Below are 22,424 nucleotides of genomic sequence, written 5' to 3' on the forward strand. Positions count from 1 at the left end.
TTCGCTACCACGACAACTGGTTGCGAAATTTTCTGATTGCCTCGTCCCTGAATGGTCGTGGAACCGGAAAACCGGTCAAACACAAACTAGAGTAGAACCAGGAACGACTTGAAACGCAGGCGAACTCAGCTCGTGCATACTTGCTGCCTCGCAAACGCGCAGCCACGGCAACGCTACCTGCTCTTCTAGAAACTTGAAGTAAGGTCTGACAAAAATTTGCTCGGCAGCATTCAAATTTTCCAGTAGTGCCACATTGCTAAAGTTGAAGTGAGTCGTGAGAAACCCTAGCTTCGCCCAATCATCAGAAATTTGGTGACGCTCTTGATACTCTAACAGCAGTGGTTCTATAAAGCTAGCTAGCTTTATGAGATCTGTATTACTCAAGCCAACCAATCGCAGATCGCGATCGCCCTTGCTGTTCTGCAATGTGTCGGTGAGAAGGTATGATGGCTGCTTGTAAAACTCCAGTAGATTTAAGTAGATTTCAACCGTACACTGCACAATGCTGGTAATTTCACTCGGACTTGTAGCCGATGGAATACATTCATACAGTTCGCTCGCTTTACTAGCAGCATACTCGCAGTTCAGCTCGATCAGCGATCGATGCAACTTCGCAACAGTTTCACGTCTGCCCTCCGGCGAAATCAGGTGAAGCAGAGCATCAGAGGCAAAATGATGTTGCGTGGAGAAGGAGATTTGAGGTTTATATCGCTCTGCCCAAATTTTGACGAGCTGTTGAGTGGTTAGGTTTTGTGAAATATCTGAGCTGATGAGCATATGAAGGCACCCCATTTCATCAGTAAAGTTAGGAATTCGTAAACGAATAACACACCCGTTAGCCCTCAACCGCGATCGATCCCGTTCGCCGAGCGAGATCGATCGCGGGACAAGAACTTCATCATTAATCGGTGAATATTGCTGCTATTGTTTCAATGTCTTTACTTTAACATCACGCAGCGATCGCTAAGCTACACGTTTACTATTACTGTTGTTGGTAATTGGTAATTGGTAGTTGGTAATTGGTAGTTGCTCCCGATCGCTCCCTCAGCTCTCTTCCCCGACTCCCGACTCCCTATTCTTCAGTAGCAAACCAAGCCCGCAAAACTTCTGCAACCGTCCAAGCTTGGGCAATGCAGCCGCGTGGAGTCATGGGCGCATCGCCGTCAAAAATTTCGCTTAAACTACCAATACCGCGATCGCAAAGGTGGTTTGCCATCGGTTCGAGAAATTGACGCGCCTGCACGGGATTTTTATAAACGCGCAAATGTGCAAAGACAAATGCACCAATTAACCATCCCCAGGTTGTTCCTTGATGATACGCGCTATCTCGTTGCAGTGGATCGCCACCATAACGTCCTCGATATTGGGGATGTTCGGGAGAAAGCGATCGCAAGCCGAAAGAAGTCAATAATGTCTGTCCGCAAGCATCGACAACACCTTTTTGCTGCGTAGGGTTGAGTAGAGGTGCAATGCCTTGCGCCCCCACCAAGGGTAAGGAGACGGCAAAAATTTGGTTGGGACGTAGGGATAGATCGTCTCCATCAGGACCATCTAGTACGTCGTAGCAGTAGCCTAAATCTTGATTCCAGAAACGAGAAAACCTCGCTAGCGTGCGGTTGGCGATCGCCTCGTACTCTTGGTGCGGTTTACCTAAACGACGGGCAAAGTTTGCCATACTCCGCACGGCATTATACCAAAGTGCGTTAATTTCAATCGGTTTACCAATTCGAGGTGTGACGACCCAATCGCCAACTTTGGCATCCATCCAGGTTAACTGCCATCCCTCTTCCCCAGCATAAAGCAGTCCGTCAGCGGCATCGAGATGGATGTTGTAGCGCGTACCGCGACAGTGACAATCGATAATATCTGCTAGAACTGGAAATAGTTCTTGGATGAGGGCATCATCTTCTGTAGCACTGTGGTAGGCACGAATTGCTTCAAAGTACCACAAAGTCGCATCAACAGTATTGTAATCCGGTGTTTCCCCCACATCTGGAAAACGGTTGGGAATCGTGCCGCGATCGACATATTTAGCAAAGGTACGGAGAATATAACGGGCAATTTCCGATCGCCCCGTGCAAAGAGTCAAACCTGGTAAGGCGATCGCCGTGTCGCGTCCCCAGTCGCTAAACCAAGGATAACCAGCAATAATCGTTTTGCCCTGCGGTTCGTCGGCAAGGGGGCGATCGACGATAAACTGGTCGGCAGCTAGAACTAGTTGATGTATCCATTGCGGCGGTTCTTTCGCTTTAATCGAACGACTGGCTTTCCACTGTCCGATTAGCTTTTGTTCTTGGGTGTGACGCAATTTCAAGGCTGCTGCACCATCTAAATTTGGTTGGCTTTCCGTACTCGCCACAAAAGTAAAGGATTCCCCAGGGTTGAGCGTCACTTGAAAAGTTGCTGCGTGCAAGTGGTCTTCGCGATCGCTCAGTCCTCGGTAGCGTTCTACTGCTAAGTCAAAGCCATAGTACCAGTTGTGAACGATTGTTGCTGTTGCACCATCACCTAGCAAGTAAAGGGGTGTAGCACCAGGGTAGGGAGTAACGCAAATTCCCAGATCGACTGGATCTAAAGCCATTTGCCAGCTGTTACCTTGAGTAATGCCGTGATAGTCGCGATAATTAACCATCGCTTTCAGTCCCAACTGTAGCGGTGCAGTGGCGCGAACTGAGGCATACTGAATGTAAGTCGTATTGGCTCCCTGCTGCATCCATACCCGCTTTTCCAACAGGGCATCAGCATAGGCAAATCGCCAAACGGGGACTGTCCCTTCTAGAGAAAATTGCTCAACACACAAATAACCTTCAGGACTGACAATTCCATCCCCCCAGCGATTCGTGTTTAAAGGATAGAAGCGATCGCCATATAAAATCGTTTCATCCAACTTTGCTAACATTAACGTGCGACCCAAAGGCGGTTTGAGGGCTGCGACTAATAACCCGTGGTAGCGTCGAGTCAGCAATCCCGCTACCGTACCAGAGGCATAACCGCCAATCCCGTTTGTCACCAGCCACTCCCGCGTTTCCGCGATATCCAGGTTACCGCAGATTTCCCGCCCGAATTGAATCGCCATATCAACCTACTGCTTGCTACTGAAGCGCGATCGCCACTATGTTTGAGTATGTACCGCAACCATAATATATCGTCGATGGGGATTAGGGGTTAGGGGTGAGGGATAATAAATTGTTGAGAAATCGCTGAGACAAGAACACAAGAGTGTTAGAGAGCAGACGTTGTAGGGGCGGGTTCACCAACTAACTTTGACTCAAACAGAATTTTCCCGTAAACCCGCCCCGCCCCCTACAAATATCATCATGTTTTTTTCCGCTGACAATACACCACCAACAACGTAAATAAACCAATTCCAGCTAAATATTTTAAAGGTGAGGGAACAATTGGACTGGGAGAGAAAAATCCTTCAATGATTCCGGCAATGACCAACATCGGGACAATTCCCAGTACTAACTGGGCGGCTTGAGTGCCATAAAATTTTAATGCATCTCCCCGTTTGTATTTACCAGGAAATATAATTGCTCTAGTAATTAAAAACCCTGCTCCACCAGCAAAAAATATTGCGGGTAACTCTAAAGCGCCGTGGGGAAATACAAATGCCCAAAAGGGATAAGCTAAATTATTTTGTCCGACTAAAGTTGCAACTGCTCCTATACTTAGACCGTTATAAACTAGTAAAAATGTTGTATATAACCCTGCGGTAATTCCTCCAGAGACAGCAGCAAAAGAAACAGATATATTATTCGTCATAATGTTTGTAGATGCTAGTGGCTCGACACCGACAATCGAACCCATCCACAATTGACGATCTTCTTGTACTTTTCTAATCAAATAGTCGGGTACGACTAATGATAGAAATGTCGGGTCTTGCCATGCATACCACCACGCTACAATTCCACCAAATAAAAAGAGTACTGTAGCTAAAGCAATACAACCAAAATTATGCCGAATTGCGGTAGGAAAACCCCAGCGATAAAAGTCTAGTACTGCTTGCCATTCTTGTCGCCGCGAACCTTGATAGATTTGGTTATAGCTACGAGTTGTTAAAGATTGTAAATTTTGAATAATCATATGACTAGCTTGTTGAGTCCGGGCGCGGGCTAAATCTGCGGCTACAGAGCGATACAAACTAGCTAATTCTTTAATTTCACCAGAGCGAAGTGCCTTTATCCCCTTTTTTTCAACTTGATTTAACAGATCGTCTAAACGCTTCCAGTTTGGTTCTCGGCGAGCAATCCATCGTTGAATATTCATAAATTTTAAACTAGGTTGAGCTTGGCTACTTTAAGATAACTGCAATAATTTGGGCAGACTATAGATGGTAATTCTGTTTGAATCATGAAATACTCGTGAAAATTGTCATTTGTCATTGGGATGTAGATGCGATCGATGGATATTGGTAAATGATAATCAACTAGAAAAAATTCATAACAGCACGAATTGCTATAGATCACACCTTTAAATCGGGGAAAATGTCATCATGTCTCAATTTAGTTCTTCTAGTTCGATGCAAACGTTGAATGTCGGCAATGTTGTGACTGCGGGAGTACGGTTGTATAGATCTCATTTTAAAAGATATCTCAGGTTAGCCTTACAAGCTTATTTATGGGTCTTAGTCCCAATCTATGGCTGGGCAAAATTTGCCGCGATCGCCGGACTAATTTCGCGTTTGGCTTTTGGCGAACTCGTAAACCAACCTGAAAGTATTAGCACTGCTCGTAACTATATTAAGTCGCGTACTTGGTCATTCTTTTTCGTTGGTCTTCGAGTTGGTATTTTAGTGTTGTTAGCTTATATAGGATTTGCTATTGTTGGCACAATTATCGGTACTATAGCTGTTTTGTTTTTAGGATTTTTGTTACGTTTAATCCTTGGCGAACTAGGTATTACAATTGCTGTTGGTTTAGTGGTAGTTGCTCTTCTTGGCAGTTTATTTTTCGGACTGGTATGGTTATACTCTCGTTGGTTTATCTCTGAAGTACCGCTAGCAGTTGAAGAAAGTATTAATGGCGCACAGAGTATCAGCAGAAGTTGGGATTTAACTCAAACATCTATATGGCGCATTCAAGGAATTGTTCTAATAACTTTTATTGTTACATTTCCAATTTTAGCTGTGTCTAACTACATTCCTCAAATATTTTTGTTACGTCTAGAACAAGGCTCCACTGCCTACACAATTGTGTATTTAATTTCTTGGATTCTGAGCTTTGCCGGAGGAATTTTAATTATGCCGTTTTGGCAAGTTATTAAAGCTGTTGTGTACTATGACTTACGCACGCGCAAAGAAGGGCTAGGATTGAAATTGCGCGATCGCGACATCTAATTTTGAGTAATAGGTAGTTGCAATTACCCATTACCTATTACCCATTACCTATTACCAAATATGCATTTCTTCAACCGCATTACCCACCAAACCCCCGAAAGCGTCGAGCTAGAATTCACTTTAGCAGGAATTGGTAGCCGCGCCTGGGCATTGTTAATCGACTATCACATCCTCACCTTTCTCATAGTTGGATTCTTATTTATTTGGAGCTTTATTGCTTATCAAGTTGTAGAAGCCTGGAACAGAATATTTCAGAATATAGATGTTGGCTTATGGATGCTAGCGATCGCCTTTTTAGTAACATTCTTTTTATATACGGGTTATTTTGTCCTATTTGAAACTTTATGGCAAGGACAAACCCCAGGCAAACGTTTTGCTAAAATTCGCGTCGTCAGAGATGATGGTAGACTTGTCAGCATTCAACAAGCAGTATTGCGATCGCTCCTGCGACCTTTTGACGATACCTTATTTCTCGGTGCATTTTTAATTATGTTCGGTCGGCGCGAGAAACGTTTAGGCGATCTAGTTGCAGGTACAATTGTAATTCAAACTGAAACTTTCCAGACATCTGTAAACTTTCCCATTTCAGATGCAGCCCACGCTCTGATGTCGCAATTGTTGCAATCTGAAGCCGATTTTTCCCAGCTTTTACCCGATGATTTTGCGGTGATTCGCGAATATTTGCAACGACGCAAAGCAATGTCCAAACAGGCTAAAGAACAACTTAGTTTAGAACTTGCCAAACAAACCAAGAAAATTATCGCCCTGGAAAAACTACCTCAAGCTGTCAAGCCTGACACATTTTTAGAAGCAGTGTATTTAGCATACCAGCAGGATCGCCAGTAGGGGCGCACAGCTGTGCGCCCCTTCGTAAATCACATCAAAATATTAACCACCCATACCAGGGATCAGACTACCACTGAGACGCTTTAAGGCACGATTTGCTACATCGCCATAACTTAACTCGCCACACAAAATTTGTCCCATGCGCTGAGTTGCGGAGGGGCGCTTGACACCAACTTTATAGCCAATACCAGGAACGCGGTAGAATACACCTGCTAGTTTTTGCGCCCAAGCCATATCGCTGCCCCATTCTTCGTTGATGGTGTCGGTATATTGTTCTAAGGCGTTGATATCGCCTGCAAGCGCGCGATCGATCGCAGCTGCGGCTTTGACTCCGGTGAAGATTGAGGGACGAATTCCTTCAGCCGTGAATGGATCGACGACACAAGCCGCTTCCCCAGCGAGAATGGCATTTTGAGTATGAAGTTTTTGCGTTCCATCCCACAAACAGAGAGGATGACCGTATTGTCTGCAAGTCTTGACATCAATGCCAAATAGAGTGGCATATTCGCTCAAAATTTGTTTAAAGTCCTGTCCTTCTCCACCTCGAAACGTGCCGATACCAATGGAATAGCCGTCAGCTTTAGGGAAATTCCAGATATAGCCGTTTTTGACCATACCGAATTCAAAATGGGCAATATTACTATCATCCACCTTGGCGGGGGCTTCTGCTTCTAAAGCACCACCCAAACGGCGCTTGCGTTCTTTGAAGCCCAACCACTTCGCCATTGGACCTTTTGCGCCATCAGCTGCAATCAGATAACGTCCTTCAAACACTTGGTTTGCAGTTTTGACGTACCAGCGATCGCCTTTAAATTCGATCCCGTTAACTTCCGTACTATCTCGTAGTTCTGCCCCTTGTTTTTGTGCCTGCTGAACTAAGAAGCGATCGAATACGTCCCGTCGCACCATCCACATCGGTTCTGGCGTGCGTAACTCAGCCTGTACGGGGTCGTCCATTTTCCAGGTGTAGCGAATGGTATTAACTTTTACCGAAATCGCCGGAGAAAAATCAAAATCAAACCATTTGGCAACTTCAGGCGATACGCCTCCCCCACAAGGTTTATAGCGTGGGAGCGATTCTTTCTCTAGCACTAAAACCGAACGCCCCTGTTTCGCTAGATGATAGGCTGCCGATCCTCCAGCCGGACCAGCACCAACGATGATGCAATCGTACATAAGACTACAATTTAACTCCTATGGGTTATCTCTACATCAAGGCGGATAGCCTTACAAAACTTTACCTAATTTTGCCCGCTTCCCATACAAAAACTCACATAAAAATCAAAATAAGCAGCCAGACCAGGTACAGCCTGGTCTGTTCGAGGCTACACGGTTGAAATCTCTTTGTCCTTCTCTGCTAGCAACTCCTCAACGCGCTCGATATACTTATTGGTCAACTTTTGCAATTGGTCTTGTAGATCTCGCGCTTCGTCCTCAGTCACTTCACTACTTTTCTCTTGCTTGCGAATCGTCTCCAGCGCATCGCGGCGAATATTACGAATGGCAACCTTACCCTCTTCAGCGTACTTCGCCGCCAGTTTGATAAATTCCTTGCGGCGTTCGCTAGTCAGTGGCGGAATATTTAATCGGATCGCCGAACCGTCATTATTAGGAGTTAACCCCACATCTGACATGGAAATAGCTTTTTCAATCGAATTAAGAGTACTGCGGTCGAAAGGTTGAATCGTAATTGTAGTTGCATCAGGGGTACTGATGCTAGCTAGCGATTTTAAAGATGTAGGGGAACCGTAGTATTCCACCATCACGCGGTCGAGCAGACTGGCATTAGCACGACCAGTACGGATAGTATTAAAAGATCGTTGAGTTGCCTCAACGGTTTTTTGCATTGTACTTTCAGCTTCAGCTAACTTCACAGAAACCTCCCACAAGCGTCCCTATAGATTCTCCTATCACAGCGCGGCGAATATTACCTCTCACCGTAAGGTCAAATACCAGAATAGGGATGTTGTTTTCTTTGCACAAGGCGATCGCGGTACTATCCATTACCCGTAAGTCTTGAGCCAAGACATGACCGTATGTCAAGGTTTGATAGCGTTTGGCGTTTGGATTAAGATGCGGATCGGCATCGTAAACCCCGTCTACCTTCGTTGCTTTAAAAATTACCTCAGCATCTATTTCTGCTGCTCTCAAAGCAGCAGTCGTATCGGTAGTAAAGAAAGGATTACCCGAACCCGCACCAAAAATCACCACCCTGCCTTTTTCTAAATGGCGGATGGCGCGACGGCGAATATATGGTTCTGCAACTTCTTGCATGGCGATCGCAGTTTGTACCCGCGTCTGTACCCCGTTACGTTCTAACGAATCTTGCAACGTAAGGGAATTCATCACGGTAGCAATCATCCCGATATAGTCAGCGGTAGCTCGATCCATACCAGATGCCGATGCTTTGACACCGCGAAAAATGTTGCCACCACCTACGACAACAGCGACTTGCACGCCAAGGGCAACAACTTCTGCGATTTCACCTGCGATTCCTTCGACTACACCTGGGTCAATCCCATAACCCAAGTTACCCATCAGAGCTTCGCCACTGAGCTTGAGCAAAACTCGTTTGTAAGGTTTCAACATACAACTGAAATTTAATTCATATTCGCCTCCCATTAAAGATAGCAGTAGAGGGCAACTCTGTCTCTAGTTTCCCCATTGCAGAGTACAGCCAATAGTCTCTGTAGTAGCAATTGAAATGGGTTGTCCTTGCAGCAATTCCGAAATAGCTTTGCGTAAGTAAGGCTGTTTTACTGCTGCTGGTTCTGCGGGGCGATCGTCGATCGCCCCTTGGTAGCGAATGCAGCCTGCGGTATCGATCAAAAAAGACATTGGTGTAGTTTTTGCCCCGAAACTTTCCGTTACGTCTCTCGTCGAGTCCCAGAGATAGGGAAAATTCAGTTGATAGCAGTTGGCAAAGTTTTTCATCTGCTCGAAACGATCTTCGAGATTCTGATTGGCATTAATCCCAATTAAAGTAAACCCTTGGTCTTGCAATTCTATTTGGATTGTTTTTAATCTTTCAATATATGACTGCACGTAATCGCAATGATGACTCATAAATACAACACCCACAGCTTGAAATTTTTCTAAATAGCGAGCCAGGTGGTGGACTTGAGTATCTATACCACGTAATTCAAAATCGGGTGCATAACGCACTCTAGAGGGTTGAATGTGAGTTTGAATAGCCATATGTTGGGAATAGGAATATATCTTATGTTTAACTCAAAACTATTGGTTATACGTTATCGATCGCTTGTCATTAGTCATTGGCAATCGATACGACCAAATGACCAATGACCGACGACAAATGACAAAAAATTAAGTATTTTTCCAGCCCTGGACTAATGCTTGATATCCGATCAGTTTATACGCTAATTTCGCTGCCGTGAACTGTGAAACTACTGAATCGGCAACTGGTGCTAATTCCATAATATCCAAGCCAAGGACTTGATGTTTTTCAATGACTTTTCTCAAGAAGGAAAGTAAAGCATACCAATTCAAGCCACCTGGTTCGGGAGTGCCAACCCCTGGAATCAAAGTTGGATCGATACCGTCTAGATCGATAGTCAAAAAGACTTTTTGAGTTGGAATAGCGGCGATCGCTTTTTCAATCCAATCGGGTTGATTAGCAATTTCTCTGGCGCGAAATACAGTCAGATTTTTTGCTTTAATCAGTTCGGCTTCTTCTTTGCAAATTGCTCGAATCCCAATTTGGACGGTTGGTAAACCCATATCAACCACTCGCCGCATAATACAAGCATGATTGTGGATCGAGCCTTCATATTCATGGCGCAGATCGCCGTGAGCGTCAATTTGCACTACGGTAAAAGGTTCGTCTGGATACGCTTGGCGATATGCCTCGACAACACCTGTTGTAATGCTATGTTCGCCACCCAAAGCAATGACAAATTTTTTATCTTGAATTAGCTGGTAAACTGTTTCTTGAGTGGCTTTCAGCATCTCTTCTGCTGAAACTTGGCGATCGCGGGTATCGGCAATTGAAGGGTACGTATAAATACCGACATCGCAGCCGATCTCCCAGTCGAGTTCTTCATCGTAGTATTCCACTTGCTGGGAAGCTTCCAGAATGGCATCGGGACCATTTTCGCAACCACGGCGATAGGTTGTTGTTGCTTCGTAGGGAATCGGTAGGATAACGACCTTAGCAGTATCGTAACTTACTGCGACATCAGCACCGAGAAAGGGAATGACAGAAGTATCTATTTGAGTTAGCATAAACGGCGATCGAGGAATTGCAACATCACGATCCTGACACACTCCCGCTAAAAGTAGCGATTTGATAGCGGTTTTCGATTGGGTAAAACGATCTGTAGGGGCGCACAGCTATGCGCCCCTACAAATGTCACGCACGCAATCGAGGTGTTGGGCTATGCCTGGCTTTAGCTAAAAGCAACGCCATGCCTTACTCATGACTCATGACAAATGACACATGGTAGCTATAACTTACATGAAGTCATTTATAAAAATCGAAATATGACTGCTTTCGATTATTCTCTAGATTTTAAAACCATTGATTTTCGCCAGCATCCAGAGTTATATCGAGTGGGTAAAGGCGAACAAGGAGTTCTTTTAGTTGAACCATATAAATCAGAAATCTTACCGTACTGGCGATTTAAGACTCCCGATATCGCTAAAGAATCCAGCCAAAAAATATATGAATTATTTCTAAATTATTTAGCAGCAGATGATTTTGTTGGTGCGGATATGGCGCGAAAGTTTTTACAAATGGGCTACACGCGATCGCGTCGTTATGCGAATCATAAAAGTGGGAGAAAATATAAAAGCAATCCTCAAAAAATAACTGCTCCAGCCGCACAACTTCAGGCAAGAAAAGATATTTTACCTTATGAAGTCGATCCAATTAAAGCTGAATCTGCGGCAATCTTTAAGGAAAAATGGGTACAAGCTAAAACAAATGAGAAGTACTTACAGTTAATGGCAAAGCACAAACAGATGTACGATCGCTAGTCGTAGGGTGGGCATTGCCCACCTACTAGATTAAATACCAGCATGACCCAATGCTAAGCCAGTCACGAGCATTCCTAATACCAAAAATGGTTGAGCGCTTGCCTGATACTTAACATCATTTTTCAGCGGATCGCGCAAGAAATACATGTCCTGAAATACGATCTGGGGAATGACTAAAAAGATGATAATGGTCGCGTACAAGTTTTCACCAATACTGACTAAGTAGGCTGCAATTCCCATCTGAAAAATGTCGATCGCCAAAACGCAAATCCAAGCCGCTGTAGAAATACCAAACATGACTGGTAGAGACTTTAACCCTAATTGGCGATCGCCTTCTACACTCTTAAAATCATTCACCACAGCAATTCCCAAGCCTGCCATGCTGTAGATCAGCGTCAAAATTGCGATCGTCCAGTTGAGATCGCCAAACAAAGCATGACCAGTCCACCAAGGTAAGGCAATATAACTCGCTCCCAAAGCATAATTACCTAACCAACCATTCTGCTTCAGTTTGAGTGGTGGAGCTGAATAGATATAGGCTAGGAAAGAACCGCCAATTGCCAGGGCTGTAATTGTGAGAAACTGATGTCCTGCCCATAGATCTAAAGCAAAAGCAACTCCCAAACCAGCCACCAGCAGCACGAGAATTTGGCTCACGACTTGGGGAACAGAAATTGCTCCAGAGGGAATCGGACGATAGGGTTCGTTGATTGCGTCGATTTCGCGATCGTAGAAATCATTTAGGGTTTGGGTATAACCCGTCAACAGCGGTCCCGCTAGTAACATGGCAGCAGCAGCAATCAAAACATGTTCCAACGTCCAAGTATACTGTCCCGAAGAAGCCGCACCACAAATGACACCCCACATCAAGGGAATCCAGGTAATCGGCTTCATCAATTGTAGGCGAATTTTCCAAATTGAACTTTCGCCAGGACTTGCACCTTTCATGCCCAGCAGTTGCCTAGTTCTGCCGCTGCGATCGCTTTGTAAACTAGCAACAGGATTGGTAGCAGACCCAATTTGCTCAGCAGCCTGCTCTGAATTACTATTTGGAAACGCAGAAGAGGGAGTTGGATCTGACATAAAAATAGGGAGTAGGGAGTCGTGGTAATAGGGACACACGGCTGTGCGCCCTTATTACTCATAATTACAAAGATACGATCAAATAGCCCTGCTGGAATTTTGCACCAGTTACAGTTTTGCCGCTCAAACCTGGGGGAAGGATAATATTGCGACGATGATCGCCTGCTTCTATGGTAATTTCACCGCCCGATTGAGTCAGCTTGACTTGCTTTTTATCAAATCCTGGTAAAAAGACGCGGACTTGACGCGCTGCTACGTCAATTTCTAACGGTTTGGGAGCAGGTGCGGGTTGGGTAAAATCTGGGAGAGCATCCATGAGGGGTTGCCAGTCGCCAGGAGTCGCAGTCGGAACGCTACTGACTGGCAAAGGCGAAAACTCAGATTTGAGGGCTTCTGTCGCAGTTGTTTGATTGGCGATTGCACCTGCTATAGTTAAACCGATTAGCTGAGAACTCCCCCACAAATAACGTGCCGTTGCCATACTCGCCGGATTGTCATTCACAACTAAATAAGCAGCAAGGCGTTTCGGATCGGCAAGGGCGGCTTTTCCCTGCTCTAGGATGTTCGTAACTTTACTCGTCGGTTGGGAAAAGGTGTCACCAGTCCAACTGACATTAAAGATACTGGCTAGGAGGGGCTGGAGAAACGGCGATACCGTTCTGCCCAAGTCGGAATCTGTTATCAACTTACCAAAGCGACGGGCATACCAACTGAGACTTTCTGGCATTCCCAAAACCCGCAGCATCGACGAGTCACCGCTACCGTCAAAAACGATCGCGTCATACTTGCCGCTAGCATCATACTCTCGCAGAGCGTTGAGTACTAATGCTTTATCCATTCCTGGCAACACGACCAATTCTTGTCCGTAGACATCCTTAATTATGGGCGTGCGAAGATATTGCGCCTCTAGCTTTTTCACCTCATCCCAGTTGCGTTCCAACAAAGTCGAAGTTTTTAATTGGACGACTTGCAGGTTTGTTGCTACTTCTTGGGGTTCAGCTGCTAGGGATGTATCTAATAACAACCCTAATCCTGGTTGATTGTCATCCGTTGCCAATAAAACGCGCTGTCCTTGACTTGCTAGACGCTTGGCAGCTGCGATCGCGATCGTCGTGCGTCCAGTCCCACCCTTGCCCAAAAATGTCAAAATGAGGGGCATTGTTTGCTTTCCTGATGAGTGCAAATAAGTTATGTCTGGTCAAGTTTCCCTCACGAAAACCCTTCCAGACATCTTCCCAGTCACGTAGGTTTAATTTCGTCTTCAAAAAACCAGGTGCTATAGTTGTCATCAAACTGCACTACAACACCAACGCCGCTACCGTCAGTCATTCTAAAACCCTTGACAGTACCGACTTGTCCGAGTCGCTTGACAACGGGGGGAGATACTCTATCTCTCAGGCGATATACTTTAACTTTCTGTCCGATTTCCATTCCAGTACTGCAATTCGTCACGAACCATGAATCAGTGTAGCTGAATTGGGCGCTTTCTGGGACATAAGGGAGCAGAGAGCAGGGAGTAGGGAGCAGGGAGGGACAAGGGGGAACTCGGGGTCCCCGCGACCGAAGGGAGTGGGAATTAGGGGGAGAAGGGAGACAAGGGAGCTACCAATTACCCATTACCAACTACCAACTACCAATTTCCCACACCCCACACCCTTTCTTCACTGCTCCCTGCTCCCTGACAACTGACTTGACTTTGAAACGACGGTGTGAAAGAGTATCTTGTAACTTTTTGTGGGAAACTAATTCATGCTTCATTTGGTCTTATTCGTTAGCCATCAAAGCGATTTCGGCGAAGGCAACTTTTGCTTTGAGCGTAACTAACGCCATATAAAGGCTGAATGTTGCTGTCAAGCACATTTTTGATCTTGGTGTTCTCAAAACTTCTATAGCTTGGGCTTAATGCTAACTCCACTGCTCGGTTTGATTCTAGGAATAGCTATCTTACTAGAGGCGACTTTAGCCTACAGAGGAGGTTATTTGTTCCTGCTCCCGCCAATTGCTAGCAGGAAAAAAAGCCATGTTTTGCTGGCAAGCGGCAAAGTTGCGATCGCCATCGCTCTCGCGATCGGCATGTTAGGTTACTTTAACCTAATTAATGCTCCTCTATTACGCCAGATTAGGATTGCGCTCATCGTTGTGGGACTCCTACCAATCGCTACAGGCTTGCTGCAAGGAAACATCCATCGGCGTTCGGTAAAAGAAGTTATTCATCTAGTTAGAGATATCAAGCGATCGCTGTTAGTTAAGCCTCAATTATGGACAAAGCTCTACCTACTTAGGACTTTAGTACAGCGCGACTTAGATTCGCGGTATAAAGGGTCGATTTTAGGGAACATATGGCCTTTGTTAAACCAACTGTCACAATTACTAATTTACACTTATGTATTTTCAATTGTGATGAAGGTCAGGCTTAATTTAAAAGGGCTACCAGAAAATAATAGCTTGACATTTGGTTTGTGGTTGTTTGCCGGATTGTTGCCTTGGATAGCTTTTACCAACGGACTGTTACAGTCTTCAAACTCAGTTGTAGGCAATACTAACCTAGTTAAGAAAGTTGTTTTTCCTTTGTCTCTCCTGCCTTTAGTACCAGTGCTATCTGCATTTGTGGAAAGTACGTTTGGTTTAATGGCATTGATCTTTTTGGTAGCAGTGACCACAAAAACGATTCACATCACGTTATTGCTGCTACCTCTACTTTGGTTGACTCAAATACTATTTACATCAGGATTGGCATATATCGCCGCAGGACTCACAGTATTTTTGCGAGATATTCCTCAAACTCTAGCAGTTATTCTAAATATCTGGTTATATTTAGCGCCAATTGTTTATCCCGAATCTCTCATTCCACCTCAAATTAGAGATTGGGTATTCTGGTTAAATCCAATGGCAACGATCGCAGAAACTTATCGAGGCTTGGTGTTAGTGGGAGAAGTAAAGCATTGGGGAGAGTGGGCAATTGCTGGCATAGTTTCTCTGGTTGTGTTCGCAGGCGGCTTCTGGATATACAAGAAGTTACGCCCAGCTTTTGCCGATGTCCTCTAGTTTTGCCTAGCAGCGTGTGATGAGTGAGATTGCAATTTCCGTAAAACAGGTCTCGAAGTGCTACAGGTGTTACAATCGCCCGATAGATCGACTCAAAGAGATTTTATTACCTGGCAAGAGCCGCGCCCAAGAATTCTGGGCGTTAAAAGATATCAGCCTAGAGGTAACAAAAGGAGAAACTGTAGGAATTATCGGTCAAAATGGCTCTGGTAAAAGTACGTTATTGCAAGTTATTGCTGGAACACTAACACCTACAACAGGTGAAGTTTATGTTAGCGGTCGAGTTTCAGCTTTACTTGAGTTAGGGAGTGGGTTTAATCCAGAGTTTACCGGACGGCAAAATGTCTTTTTCAACGGACAGATTCTAGGTTTAAGTAGAACAGAAATAGAAGCTAAGTTTGATGAGATTGTCTCTTTTGCAGAGATTGGCGAGTTTATGGAACAACCCGTCAAAACCTATTCTAGTGGCATGTTTGTCCGCTTAGCTTTTGCGGTCGCGATTAATGTCAATCCCGAAATTTTAATTGTGGATGAAGCACTAGCTGTAGGAGATGGCGTGTTCGTACATCGGTGTATGGCAAAAATTCGGGAATTTCAAGATAATGGTGGGACAATTTTATATGTATCTCACGACGTGGGGGCAGTCTCGCGCCTTTGCACAAAAGCGCTTTGGATGAATCAAGGGATCGTTGTCGATAGCGGTAAACCAGCGGAAGTCTGCAAGCATTATCAAGCTTGGGTACACGAAGAAGTGAACAAGCGGACTGCTTCACACCTCCACGATCGCCCAGATGTTCCCCATAGTATAGCTATTAACAATCAGAATGATGAAAATATCGACATCAAGAAAATAACAATTAAAGAAATTAATCCTTTTACTAATAAAAAATTTCTATCGTTTGCTAATTACGAAAGATTTGGTACGGGACGAGCAGAAATAGAAGATGTTTGTTTGTTAGGAGCAAACGATCGCCCGATTCAATTAGTTTATCCTGGTGACATTGTTAAAGTCAGAATTACCACATTTAGACACGATATCGTCAGAAAACCTAACGTTGGCATTGCTCTATTAGATCGATTACGAACCGTACTTTCAGGTTGGAGTACCGAACTTTTAGATAAAGAATTTGCCGATTACTGGTTATCAAAATCGGAAATTGGTAGGGCTACAGTCGAATTCGAGTTTATTTGGCCTCACCTCGCTGGAGGTAGCTATGCCTTTGATATTGCATTTGGCGATGGTCCTCACGAAAATTTAGAGATGCTCGATTGGATTCAAAATGCAACTACTATCCAAGCAGCAGTCAATGATTTCGTCGATGGTGTATTCCAAGTCGCAGGTAGGCAGATCAGACTATGTGAGGAACTCGCATGTACGGGACAATCGATAAATTTTTAAATTATTTTTTAAATTCTAAATTATTAAAATCTAGATTAGAAAATTGGATGAAAGCGTGGGTCGATAATTATTTAAATCAAAAGCTAGCTCAAGGTAATTGGCAAGAACAGATTGATAGTTATTTGGATCGAAAGTTATCTCAAGCCGATTTAGAGAAACGCATCGAACAAGTGCAATTGAATCATTATTTAGTTTATGGCGATCCCCAAAGACTTAAACTCTCAGTATCGTGTGTGGTCAATAATGCTCTATTTAACTTATCTTCTGGCACTATATGCATAGGAGAAAATGTTTTTTTCGGTCATAACGTGAGCTTGATTACTGGAACCCACGATTACAACAAGTTTGGTAAAGCCAGAATGTATGATTTTCCGACTGAAGGAAATGATATTGCGATCGAGGAGGGAGTGTGGATAGCAAGTAACGTAACAGTCATTGGTCCTTGCAAGATTGGCAAGCATTCTGTAGTTGCAGCAGGTGCAGTTGTCAAAGGCGATGTTCCCAGCTATCAAATTGTGGCGGGAGTTCCGGCAAAAATAGTCAAAACAATCGTGCCTACGGATTAGTTGTTGCATCGAAAAAAATTAAGCTAGAAATAGTAGGTTAATCTCAGAGTTAGTCCGCAATGATTGAAGCGAATAATCCAGAAATAAATATTGAGGAATTAAAACAAAAAATTACAGAGGAAGTTTCTCGACGACAGCCAGATTTGCTGACGGTATTACAGCACGATCGCCATATCAACGGGGCGATCGCTAAAGAAGTTGTCAATATCAGCCACATAGAAGCATTAGCGAGTAATGCTGAGTTCAAGGCGCAAGTTCGCACTCATTGGCCCAAGAAGTTCGATCGCTTTCCCTTTAATGTAGGTTGGTTAAAAAAGTACAGCCTCAAAATTTACAACTTTATTCAGAAAGAGCAGCGAGTCGTTAATTTTTCTCTTAGTCAAGGATTAAGAGAAGTCGCGGCAATCGAGCAACGACTGAGCGAACAGGTAGCTGAGTTAAAAACCCAAATGAGCAGCATGAGCGATCGCCTCAGTTCTACAGAGGCGCGGATAGCTCAATTAGGCGATCGCCTCGGTTCGAGTGAATCGCAGCTGGCTCGGATTAGAGAGCGGCTCAATAGCGTCACCCAAGAGCAAGTGACTCAGATTAACGCTACTCAAGAGCAAGTCAAGCAAAACCGAGAACGCTTAAACGCCAGCGAGGAGCGCGTCAGTCAAAATAGCGCTCGCATCCATGCGAGTGAATTCAACTTAGAGCATTTTAGCGATCGCCTCAAGTTGACTGAAGAAGGATTGAATGGTATTGGTATTCGTATTAGTAGCATGGACGCTCACTTGCTGGCGATCGAAGACCGTCACAACCGAAACGATAGCTATCTCAAAAACGACTTAGCACAGCAGAAGCGATTGATTACTCTGTTTCTCGAAGAAGCACGGCAACGCCTACCAGGAGCTTTTAGTCAAGAGCATTTGACCAACTTTCTCGATGAAAACCAGCACTCGTTAGATGCTTTTTATGCTGCTTTTGAAGAACGATTTCGCGGCTCGCGGGAAGACATTACGAATAAACTCAAAGTTTACTTGCCGAAGATTGCCGCAGCCAACGTAGGCACGCCAGACGCACCAATTTTAGATGTAGGCTGCGGACGGGGTGAATGGCTAGAACTTCTCCGTGACAATGGATATACGGCAAAAGGACTCGATATTAACCGAGTCACGATCGAACAATGTCAGTCTAGGGGACTGGAGGCGATCGAGTCCGATGTCATTACTTACCTGCGATCGCTACCAGAAAATAGCTTGGGAGCCGTGACTGGTTTTCATATTATCGAACACTTGTCTTTTGCACAGTTGCTCAACTTAATTGCAGAAGTCTTGCGAGTCTTACAACCAAATGGAATCGCTATTTTTGAAACGCCAAATCCGCAAAATTTACTCGTAGGTGCTTGTGACTTTTATTCCGATCCAACTCACCAAAGACCTCTCTACCCAGAAAGTATGCAATTCTTGTTTACCTATCAAGGCTTGCATAACGTCCAACTCCTACACTTAAACCCAGTAGAATCTAGTCCTTTCGATCGCGAAGAGCCAGAAATGCGAATCCTGCATAACTGGTTTTTTGGTCCCCGTGATTATGCCCTTATTGGATATAAAGTATGAAGCCACTGGCGATTGTAATCCCTTGGTTTGGTAAAGCTTTAAAAGGCGGCGCAGAACAACAGGCTTGGCAGATCGCCTCTCGTTTAGTGCGACGAGGACACAAAGTTGAAATTATAACAACTTGCTGCCAAGCCTTCGATCGCAACTGGGCAGAGAATCATCACAAGCCTGGATTGAGTCAAGAGGAAGGGATTGCAATTCGTCGGTTCAAGGTCATCCGCACCGATCACGATGCTTTTAATCAAGTCAATCATCTGATGCTGAGAGTACCGACTGCGCAGTTCAAGCCAGGAGTCAGTCCAGTCAGCTTAGATGATGCGGCAATATTTTGTGCGGAGAGTATCAGTTCTCCTCAACTACTACACTTTCTCAAAACTCATCACCATCAATATCAAGCATTTTTATTCATCCCCTATCTATACGGTCCAATTTTAAATGGACTGTCACTTGTTGCCGATCGCGCTTTTTTACAACCCTGTTTGCATGACGAAGCTTATGCTTATTTGCCGCAAGTCGAGCAGATGTTTCATCTAGCACGCGGGTTATTATTCAATAGCGAAGGTGAAGAACAACTTGCTAGAAAGCTCTACGGTGCTGGGATTATTCCCAAAAGTTATGTCGTTGGGGAGGGAATAGAGGTCGGACAGCATGACGATCCGACTCTAACTCACATTGGCAATTTAGCACTCAAAAAAGATCGGTATATTCTCTATCTCGGTCGCCGAGATGCAACAAAAAATACAGATTTCTTAGTCAGAGCTTATGCTATTTTCAAGCAGAAGTATCCAGACTCTAGTTTGCAATTGATTTTAGCTGGTTCGGGAGAAACATCATTTCACGATGCTACTCCAGGGTTGACTGACCTTGGTTTGGTGTCAGAAAGCGAGAAAGAAGCACTGCTGGCAAATTGCTTAGCTTTATTTCAACCCAGTCGGAATGAAAGTTACTCTCGCGTCATGATGGAAGCTTGGTTTTACGGACGACCCGTAGTTGTACATCAAGATTGCTTGGCAACCGCAAGTGCTGTCAAGAGTGCCAAGGGAGGTTGGCTAGCAGCAACAGAAATTGAATGGGCAGACAAATTTGCCCAAATCGGTCGCGCTGGAATGGAACAGCTAGCAGAATCCGGTGCAAACGGTCAAAACTATGCTAGAAAAAATGCGAGTTGGGATGGAGTTATCGATCGCTACGAAACTATTTTAGGACTGGCAACTATTCCACCCTCTCCCCCACAACCACAACAGAAGCAGCTGAAAGAAATTCATCAACTGATGGCTGGTTTTTCCTACGGGGATGCCATTTCTAATCATGCTAGATGGATTAGAAATTATTTACAAGCCCTTGGTTACAAGTCGGAGATTTTTGCCGAACATTTAGACCCACGCGCCGCTCACGAAGCCAAAAGACCTCATGCTAAAAGTATCGGTCAACATGCTGGATTGATCTATCATCACTCGATTGGCTGCGAAGTCACAGAATATGCGATCGCTCATCCTAGTTCTAAGTGTCTGATTTACCACAACATCACGCCTGCTGAGTTTTTCCGGTCGTATCGCCCCGACGTTGCCCAATTATTAGAACAAGGTCGGGCTGAATTAAACCAACTTGCCCAACATTTTCCCCTCTCCGTTGGCGTTTCCACATATAACGCCTCTGAACTGGCGGAATCTGGATTTACCGCACCAGGTATACTTCCCATACCCGTAGACCCAAAAAAATGGGATATGGCAGCAGATCCACAGTTAATGCAACAGTTACAGGATGGGAAAACTAATCTCCTCTTTGTCGGGCGTGTCTCGCCTCACAAGCGCCAAGACCACCTTTTAGAGGCTTTTGCCCATTACTTGACAATGGATCGAGAGGCAAGATTGATTCTTATCGGTGGCGGCGACATCAACGATCCATACTATCACCACGTCACGAGCTTGATACATCGGTTGCACGTCACAAACTACGTGATGATTCCAGGGCAAGTCAACGATGCCCAACTCTTAGCTTTTTATCGTACTGCCCACCTCTTTTGGTCGATGAGCGAACATGAAGGATTTTGCGTTCCTTTAGTTGAAGCGATGTGGTTTGACGTGCCGATTCTGGCGTATAAAAGCAGTGCTATTCCTGAGACATTAGGTAAAGCTGGGTTGATGTTTACCAATAAGGAAAACTTGATTGAAATTGCAGCACTAGCAAAGATTCTGGTTAAAGATATATCGCTGAGAGAAAAGGTGATAACTGCTCAGCGCCAACAGCGAAACAAGTTTTCGCCTGCCGCAGTTATTGAAAAGTTAAATAAAATCGTCCTAATGATGGAGGAAAATTTTAGTCATGAGCTATCTGAGTCAACTTTTAAATCTCTCAAGCAAAGCTAGCAAAAAAATTGGGGAAATCTCTGATTCGCTTTCAACTAAACGCTCCACCTTAGAATCAGAAACATTATCAGACCGAGAATTTTTAGTAGATGCTTATCGCAAACTTTTAGGACGAGAGGCTGATGAAGATGGGTTAAAACATTACATTAAGCTTCTCCAAACTGGTTATAGTAGAACTGATATTCTCATGAGCTTAGTTCAGTCAGATGAGTTTATTAATAAAGTTTTAAAAGACAATATTAGAATCCAAAATTTACGAGAACTCAGACCAGAACGTTATTACGCAGTTGAAGATCTTTTACAGCCTAATAATGCTTTAGTATTTTCTGTAGAAAGCCTCAATGATTTTGATTGGCTAGAAGCCATGATTCTCAAACACGGTTATTATGAAAAACCGGGTGTATGGGGTTTTAGAATTGATAAAGATAAGCAAGTCATGGCTGAAATTATGTCAGCCTTCCAACCCAAAAGAGCTTTGGAAATAGGCTGTGCTAATGGAACTATTCTGCAATGTTTGCATGAGATGAACATCCATTGCGAAGGAATAGAAATTAGCTCGATGGCAATAGATAAAGCTTTTCCTGACATCAAAAATAATATCCATCATGGAGACTTGTTAGAACTGGAGCTTTCGGAAAAATACGATCTCATTTTTGGGTTGGATATATTTGAACACTTAAACCCCAACAAACTGCACGACTATCTCGATCGCATAGATCGAATATTAGTTGATGGCGGTTACTTATTTGGCAATATTCCGGCATTTGGTGAAGATCCAATTTTTGGAACGGTTTTTCCTGTTTATATCAAAGAGTGGGAACAAGATATTGCTGAAGAAAAGCCTTTTAACTTGCTTCACGTTGATAAAGACGGCTATCCGATTAACGGACATTTAATTTGGGCTGATTGGCACTGGTGGGTAAAACAATTTGAGCAGCATGGTTTTCAACGAGAAGTAGAAGTTGAAAAAGTTCTGCACAAAAAGTATGATGCTTACATGGAAAAAACATCGATCGCGAGAAAGTCATACTTTGTTTTTTCTAAATGTGGAGAGCAGCAAAAAACAGAAGCGATCGCCGATCGTATTAGCTCGCGATCGTCAAAAGTTTTGTGAGTTCAATCAGAAGCTCGGTCAAAATATGAGTAGCGTAATTGCTACTCTAATTAGGTTTTTTTATTGTC

Annotated in this window: 21 protein-coding genes; 9 read left to right on the plus strand and 12 right to left on the minus strand. The window is 44.1% G+C overall.

Features of this window, described 5'->3' with window-relative positions; genetic code table 11:
* Nucleotides 1-75: 75 nt before the first annotated feature.
* From H6G17_RS00005 to H6G17_RS00015, 3 genes are all read right to left on the minus strand, one after another.
* Complete coding sequence (locus tag H6G17_RS00005; RefSeq protein WP_192153333.1) at nucleotides 76-777, minus strand: hypothetical protein; 702 nt, start codon at nucleotides 775-777, stop codon at nucleotides 76-78.
* A gap of 295 nt (nucleotides 778-1,072) precedes the next feature.
* Nucleotides 1,073-3,076 carry an amylo-alpha-1,6-glucosidase gene (locus tag H6G17_RS00010; protein ID WP_192153334.1) on the minus strand — a complete coding sequence of 668 codons (2,004 nt, stop codon included), beginning with the start codon at nucleotides 3,074-3,076 and terminating at the stop codon, nucleotides 1,073-1,075.
* 239 nt (nucleotides 3,077-3,315) lie between these two features.
* On the minus strand, nucleotides 3,316-4,269 hold the full coding sequence (locus tag H6G17_RS00015; protein WP_192153335.1) for a stage II sporulation protein M: 954 nt from the start codon (nucleotides 4,267-4,269) through the stop codon (nucleotides 3,316-3,318).
* A 226-nt stretch (nucleotides 4,270-4,495) separates the two neighbouring features.
* On the opposite strand from H6G17_RS00015, the gene H6G17_RS00020 reads away from it, so the two are divergent.
* Nucleotides 4,496-5,338 carry a hypothetical protein gene (locus tag H6G17_RS00020; RefSeq protein WP_192153336.1) on the plus strand — a complete coding sequence of 281 codons (843 nt, stop codon included), beginning with the start codon at nucleotides 4,496-4,498 and terminating at the stop codon, nucleotides 5,336-5,338.
* A gap of 60 nt (nucleotides 5,339-5,398) precedes the next feature.
* Nucleotides 5,399-6,184, plus strand: coding sequence for an RDD family protein (locus H6G17_RS00025; RefSeq protein WP_192153337.1), 786 nt, complete (start codon nucleotides 5,399-5,401; stop codon nucleotides 6,182-6,184).
* 42 nt (nucleotides 6,185-6,226) lie between these two features.
* Here the strand turns inward: H6G17_RS00025 and H6G17_RS00030 are convergent, their stop codons facing one another.
* The 5 genes from H6G17_RS00030 to speB all read right to left on the minus strand — a co-directional run bounded on the left by H6G17_RS00030 (nucleotide 6,227) and on the right by speB (nucleotide 10,429).
* Entirely contained in the window at nucleotides 6,227-7,360 is a 1,134-nt protein-coding gene (locus H6G17_RS00030; protein WP_192153338.1) for a geranylgeranyl reductase family protein, read from the minus strand.
* Between the two features lie 149 nt (nucleotides 7,361-7,509).
* Nucleotides 7,510-8,058, minus strand: a complete 549-nt coding sequence (gene frr / locus H6G17_RS00035) for a ribosome recycling factor (protein WP_192153339.1) — start codon at nucleotides 8,056-8,058, stop codon at nucleotides 7,510-7,512.
* Nucleotides 8,045-8,773: a UMP kinase gene (gene pyrH / locus H6G17_RS00040; RefSeq protein ID WP_192153340.1), complete on the minus strand. Its 729-nt coding sequence runs from the start codon at nucleotides 8,771-8,773 to the stop codon at nucleotides 8,045-8,047. The genes frr and pyrH overlap by 14 nt, the downstream gene beginning before the upstream one ends.
* 63 nt (nucleotides 8,774-8,836) lie before the next feature.
* Complete coding sequence (locus H6G17_RS00045; RefSeq protein WP_192153341.1) at nucleotides 8,837-9,382, minus strand: thioredoxin family protein; 546 nt, start codon at nucleotides 9,380-9,382, stop codon at nucleotides 8,837-8,839.
* A gap of 129 nt (nucleotides 9,383-9,511) precedes the next feature.
* A complete protein-coding gene (gene speB, locus H6G17_RS00050) occupies nucleotides 9,512-10,429 on the minus strand; it encodes an agmatinase (protein ID WP_192153575.1) in 918 nt (305 codons plus the stop codon).
* Nucleotides 10,430-10,636: 207 nt separating this feature from the next.
* On the opposite strand from speB, the gene H6G17_RS00055 reads away from it, so the two are divergent.
* Nucleotides 10,637-11,182, plus strand: coding sequence for a DUF4385 domain-containing protein (locus H6G17_RS00055; RefSeq protein ID WP_199316274.1), 546 nt, complete (start codon nucleotides 10,637-10,639; stop codon nucleotides 11,180-11,182).
* Nucleotides 11,183-11,212: 30 nt separating this feature from the next.
* On the opposite strand, the gene chlG is transcribed toward H6G17_RS00055, so the two are convergent.
* From chlG to H6G17_RS33805, 4 genes are all read right to left on the minus strand, one after another.
* Nucleotides 11,213-12,265: a chlorophyll synthase ChlG gene (chlG, locus tag H6G17_RS00060; protein ID WP_192153342.1), complete on the minus strand. Its 1,053-nt coding sequence runs from the start codon at nucleotides 12,263-12,265 to the stop codon at nucleotides 11,213-11,215.
* Between the two features lie 64 nt (nucleotides 12,266-12,329).
* Nucleotides 12,330-13,424 carry an ArsA family ATPase gene (locus H6G17_RS00065; RefSeq protein WP_192153343.1) on the minus strand — a complete coding sequence of 365 codons (1,095 nt, stop codon included), beginning with the start codon at nucleotides 13,422-13,424 and terminating at the stop codon, nucleotides 12,330-12,332.
* Between the two features lie 80 nt (nucleotides 13,425-13,504).
* Nucleotides 13,505-13,696, minus strand: a complete 192-nt coding sequence (locus H6G17_RS00070; protein WP_015157157.1) for a DUF2862 domain-containing protein — start codon at nucleotides 13,694-13,696, stop codon at nucleotides 13,505-13,507.
* Nucleotides 13,697-13,888: 192 nt separating this feature from the next.
* Entirely contained in the window at nucleotides 13,889-14,023 is a 135-nt protein-coding gene (locus H6G17_RS33805; RefSeq protein WP_277875893.1) for a hypothetical protein, read from the minus strand.
* A 468-nt stretch (nucleotides 14,024-14,491) separates the two neighbouring features.
* Between H6G17_RS33805 and H6G17_RS00075 the strand changes: the two genes are divergently transcribed.
* Genes H6G17_RS00075 through H6G17_RS00100 form a run of 6 tightly spaced genes read left to right on the plus strand, consistent with a single transcriptional unit; the run spans nucleotide 14,492 to nucleotide 22,356 of the window.
* Nucleotides 14,492-15,310, plus strand: a complete 819-nt coding sequence (locus H6G17_RS00075) for an ABC transporter permease (protein WP_347276395.1) — start codon at nucleotides 14,492-14,494, stop codon at nucleotides 15,308-15,310.
* Nucleotides 15,311-15,329: 19 nt separating this feature from the next.
* On the plus strand, nucleotides 15,330-16,709 hold the full coding sequence (locus H6G17_RS00080) for an ABC transporter ATP-binding protein (RefSeq protein ID WP_192153344.1): 1,380 nt from the start codon (nucleotides 15,330-15,332) through the stop codon (nucleotides 16,707-16,709).
* Between the two features lie 47 nt (nucleotides 16,710-16,756).
* Nucleotides 16,757-17,275 carry an acyltransferase gene (locus H6G17_RS00085; protein WP_242038167.1) on the plus strand — a complete coding sequence of 173 codons (519 nt, stop codon included), beginning with the start codon at nucleotides 16,757-16,759 and terminating at the stop codon, nucleotides 17,273-17,275.
* Between the two features lie 59 nt (nucleotides 17,276-17,334).
* Entirely contained in the window at nucleotides 17,335-18,876 is a 1,542-nt protein-coding gene (locus tag H6G17_RS00090; protein ID WP_192153346.1) for a class I SAM-dependent methyltransferase, read from the plus strand.
* Nucleotides 18,873-21,242 (plus strand): glycosyltransferase, encoded by a 2,370-nt coding sequence (locus H6G17_RS00095; protein WP_192153347.1) that lies wholly within the window; start codon nucleotides 18,873-18,875, stop codon nucleotides 21,240-21,242. Before H6G17_RS00090 ends, H6G17_RS00095 begins: the two co-directional genes overlap by 4 nt.
* A complete protein-coding gene (locus H6G17_RS00100) occupies nucleotides 21,199-22,356 on the plus strand; it encodes a methyltransferase domain-containing protein (protein WP_192153348.1) in 1,158 nt (385 codons plus the stop codon). Before H6G17_RS00095 ends, H6G17_RS00100 begins: the two co-directional genes overlap by 44 nt.
* Nucleotides 22,357-22,424 lie beyond the last annotated feature (68 nt).

This window comes from Chroococcidiopsis sp. [FACHB-1243], assembly GCF_014696895.1.
Lineage (GTDB): Bacteria > Cyanobacteriota > Cyanobacteriia > Cyanobacteriales > Chroococcidiopsidaceae > Chroococcidiopsis.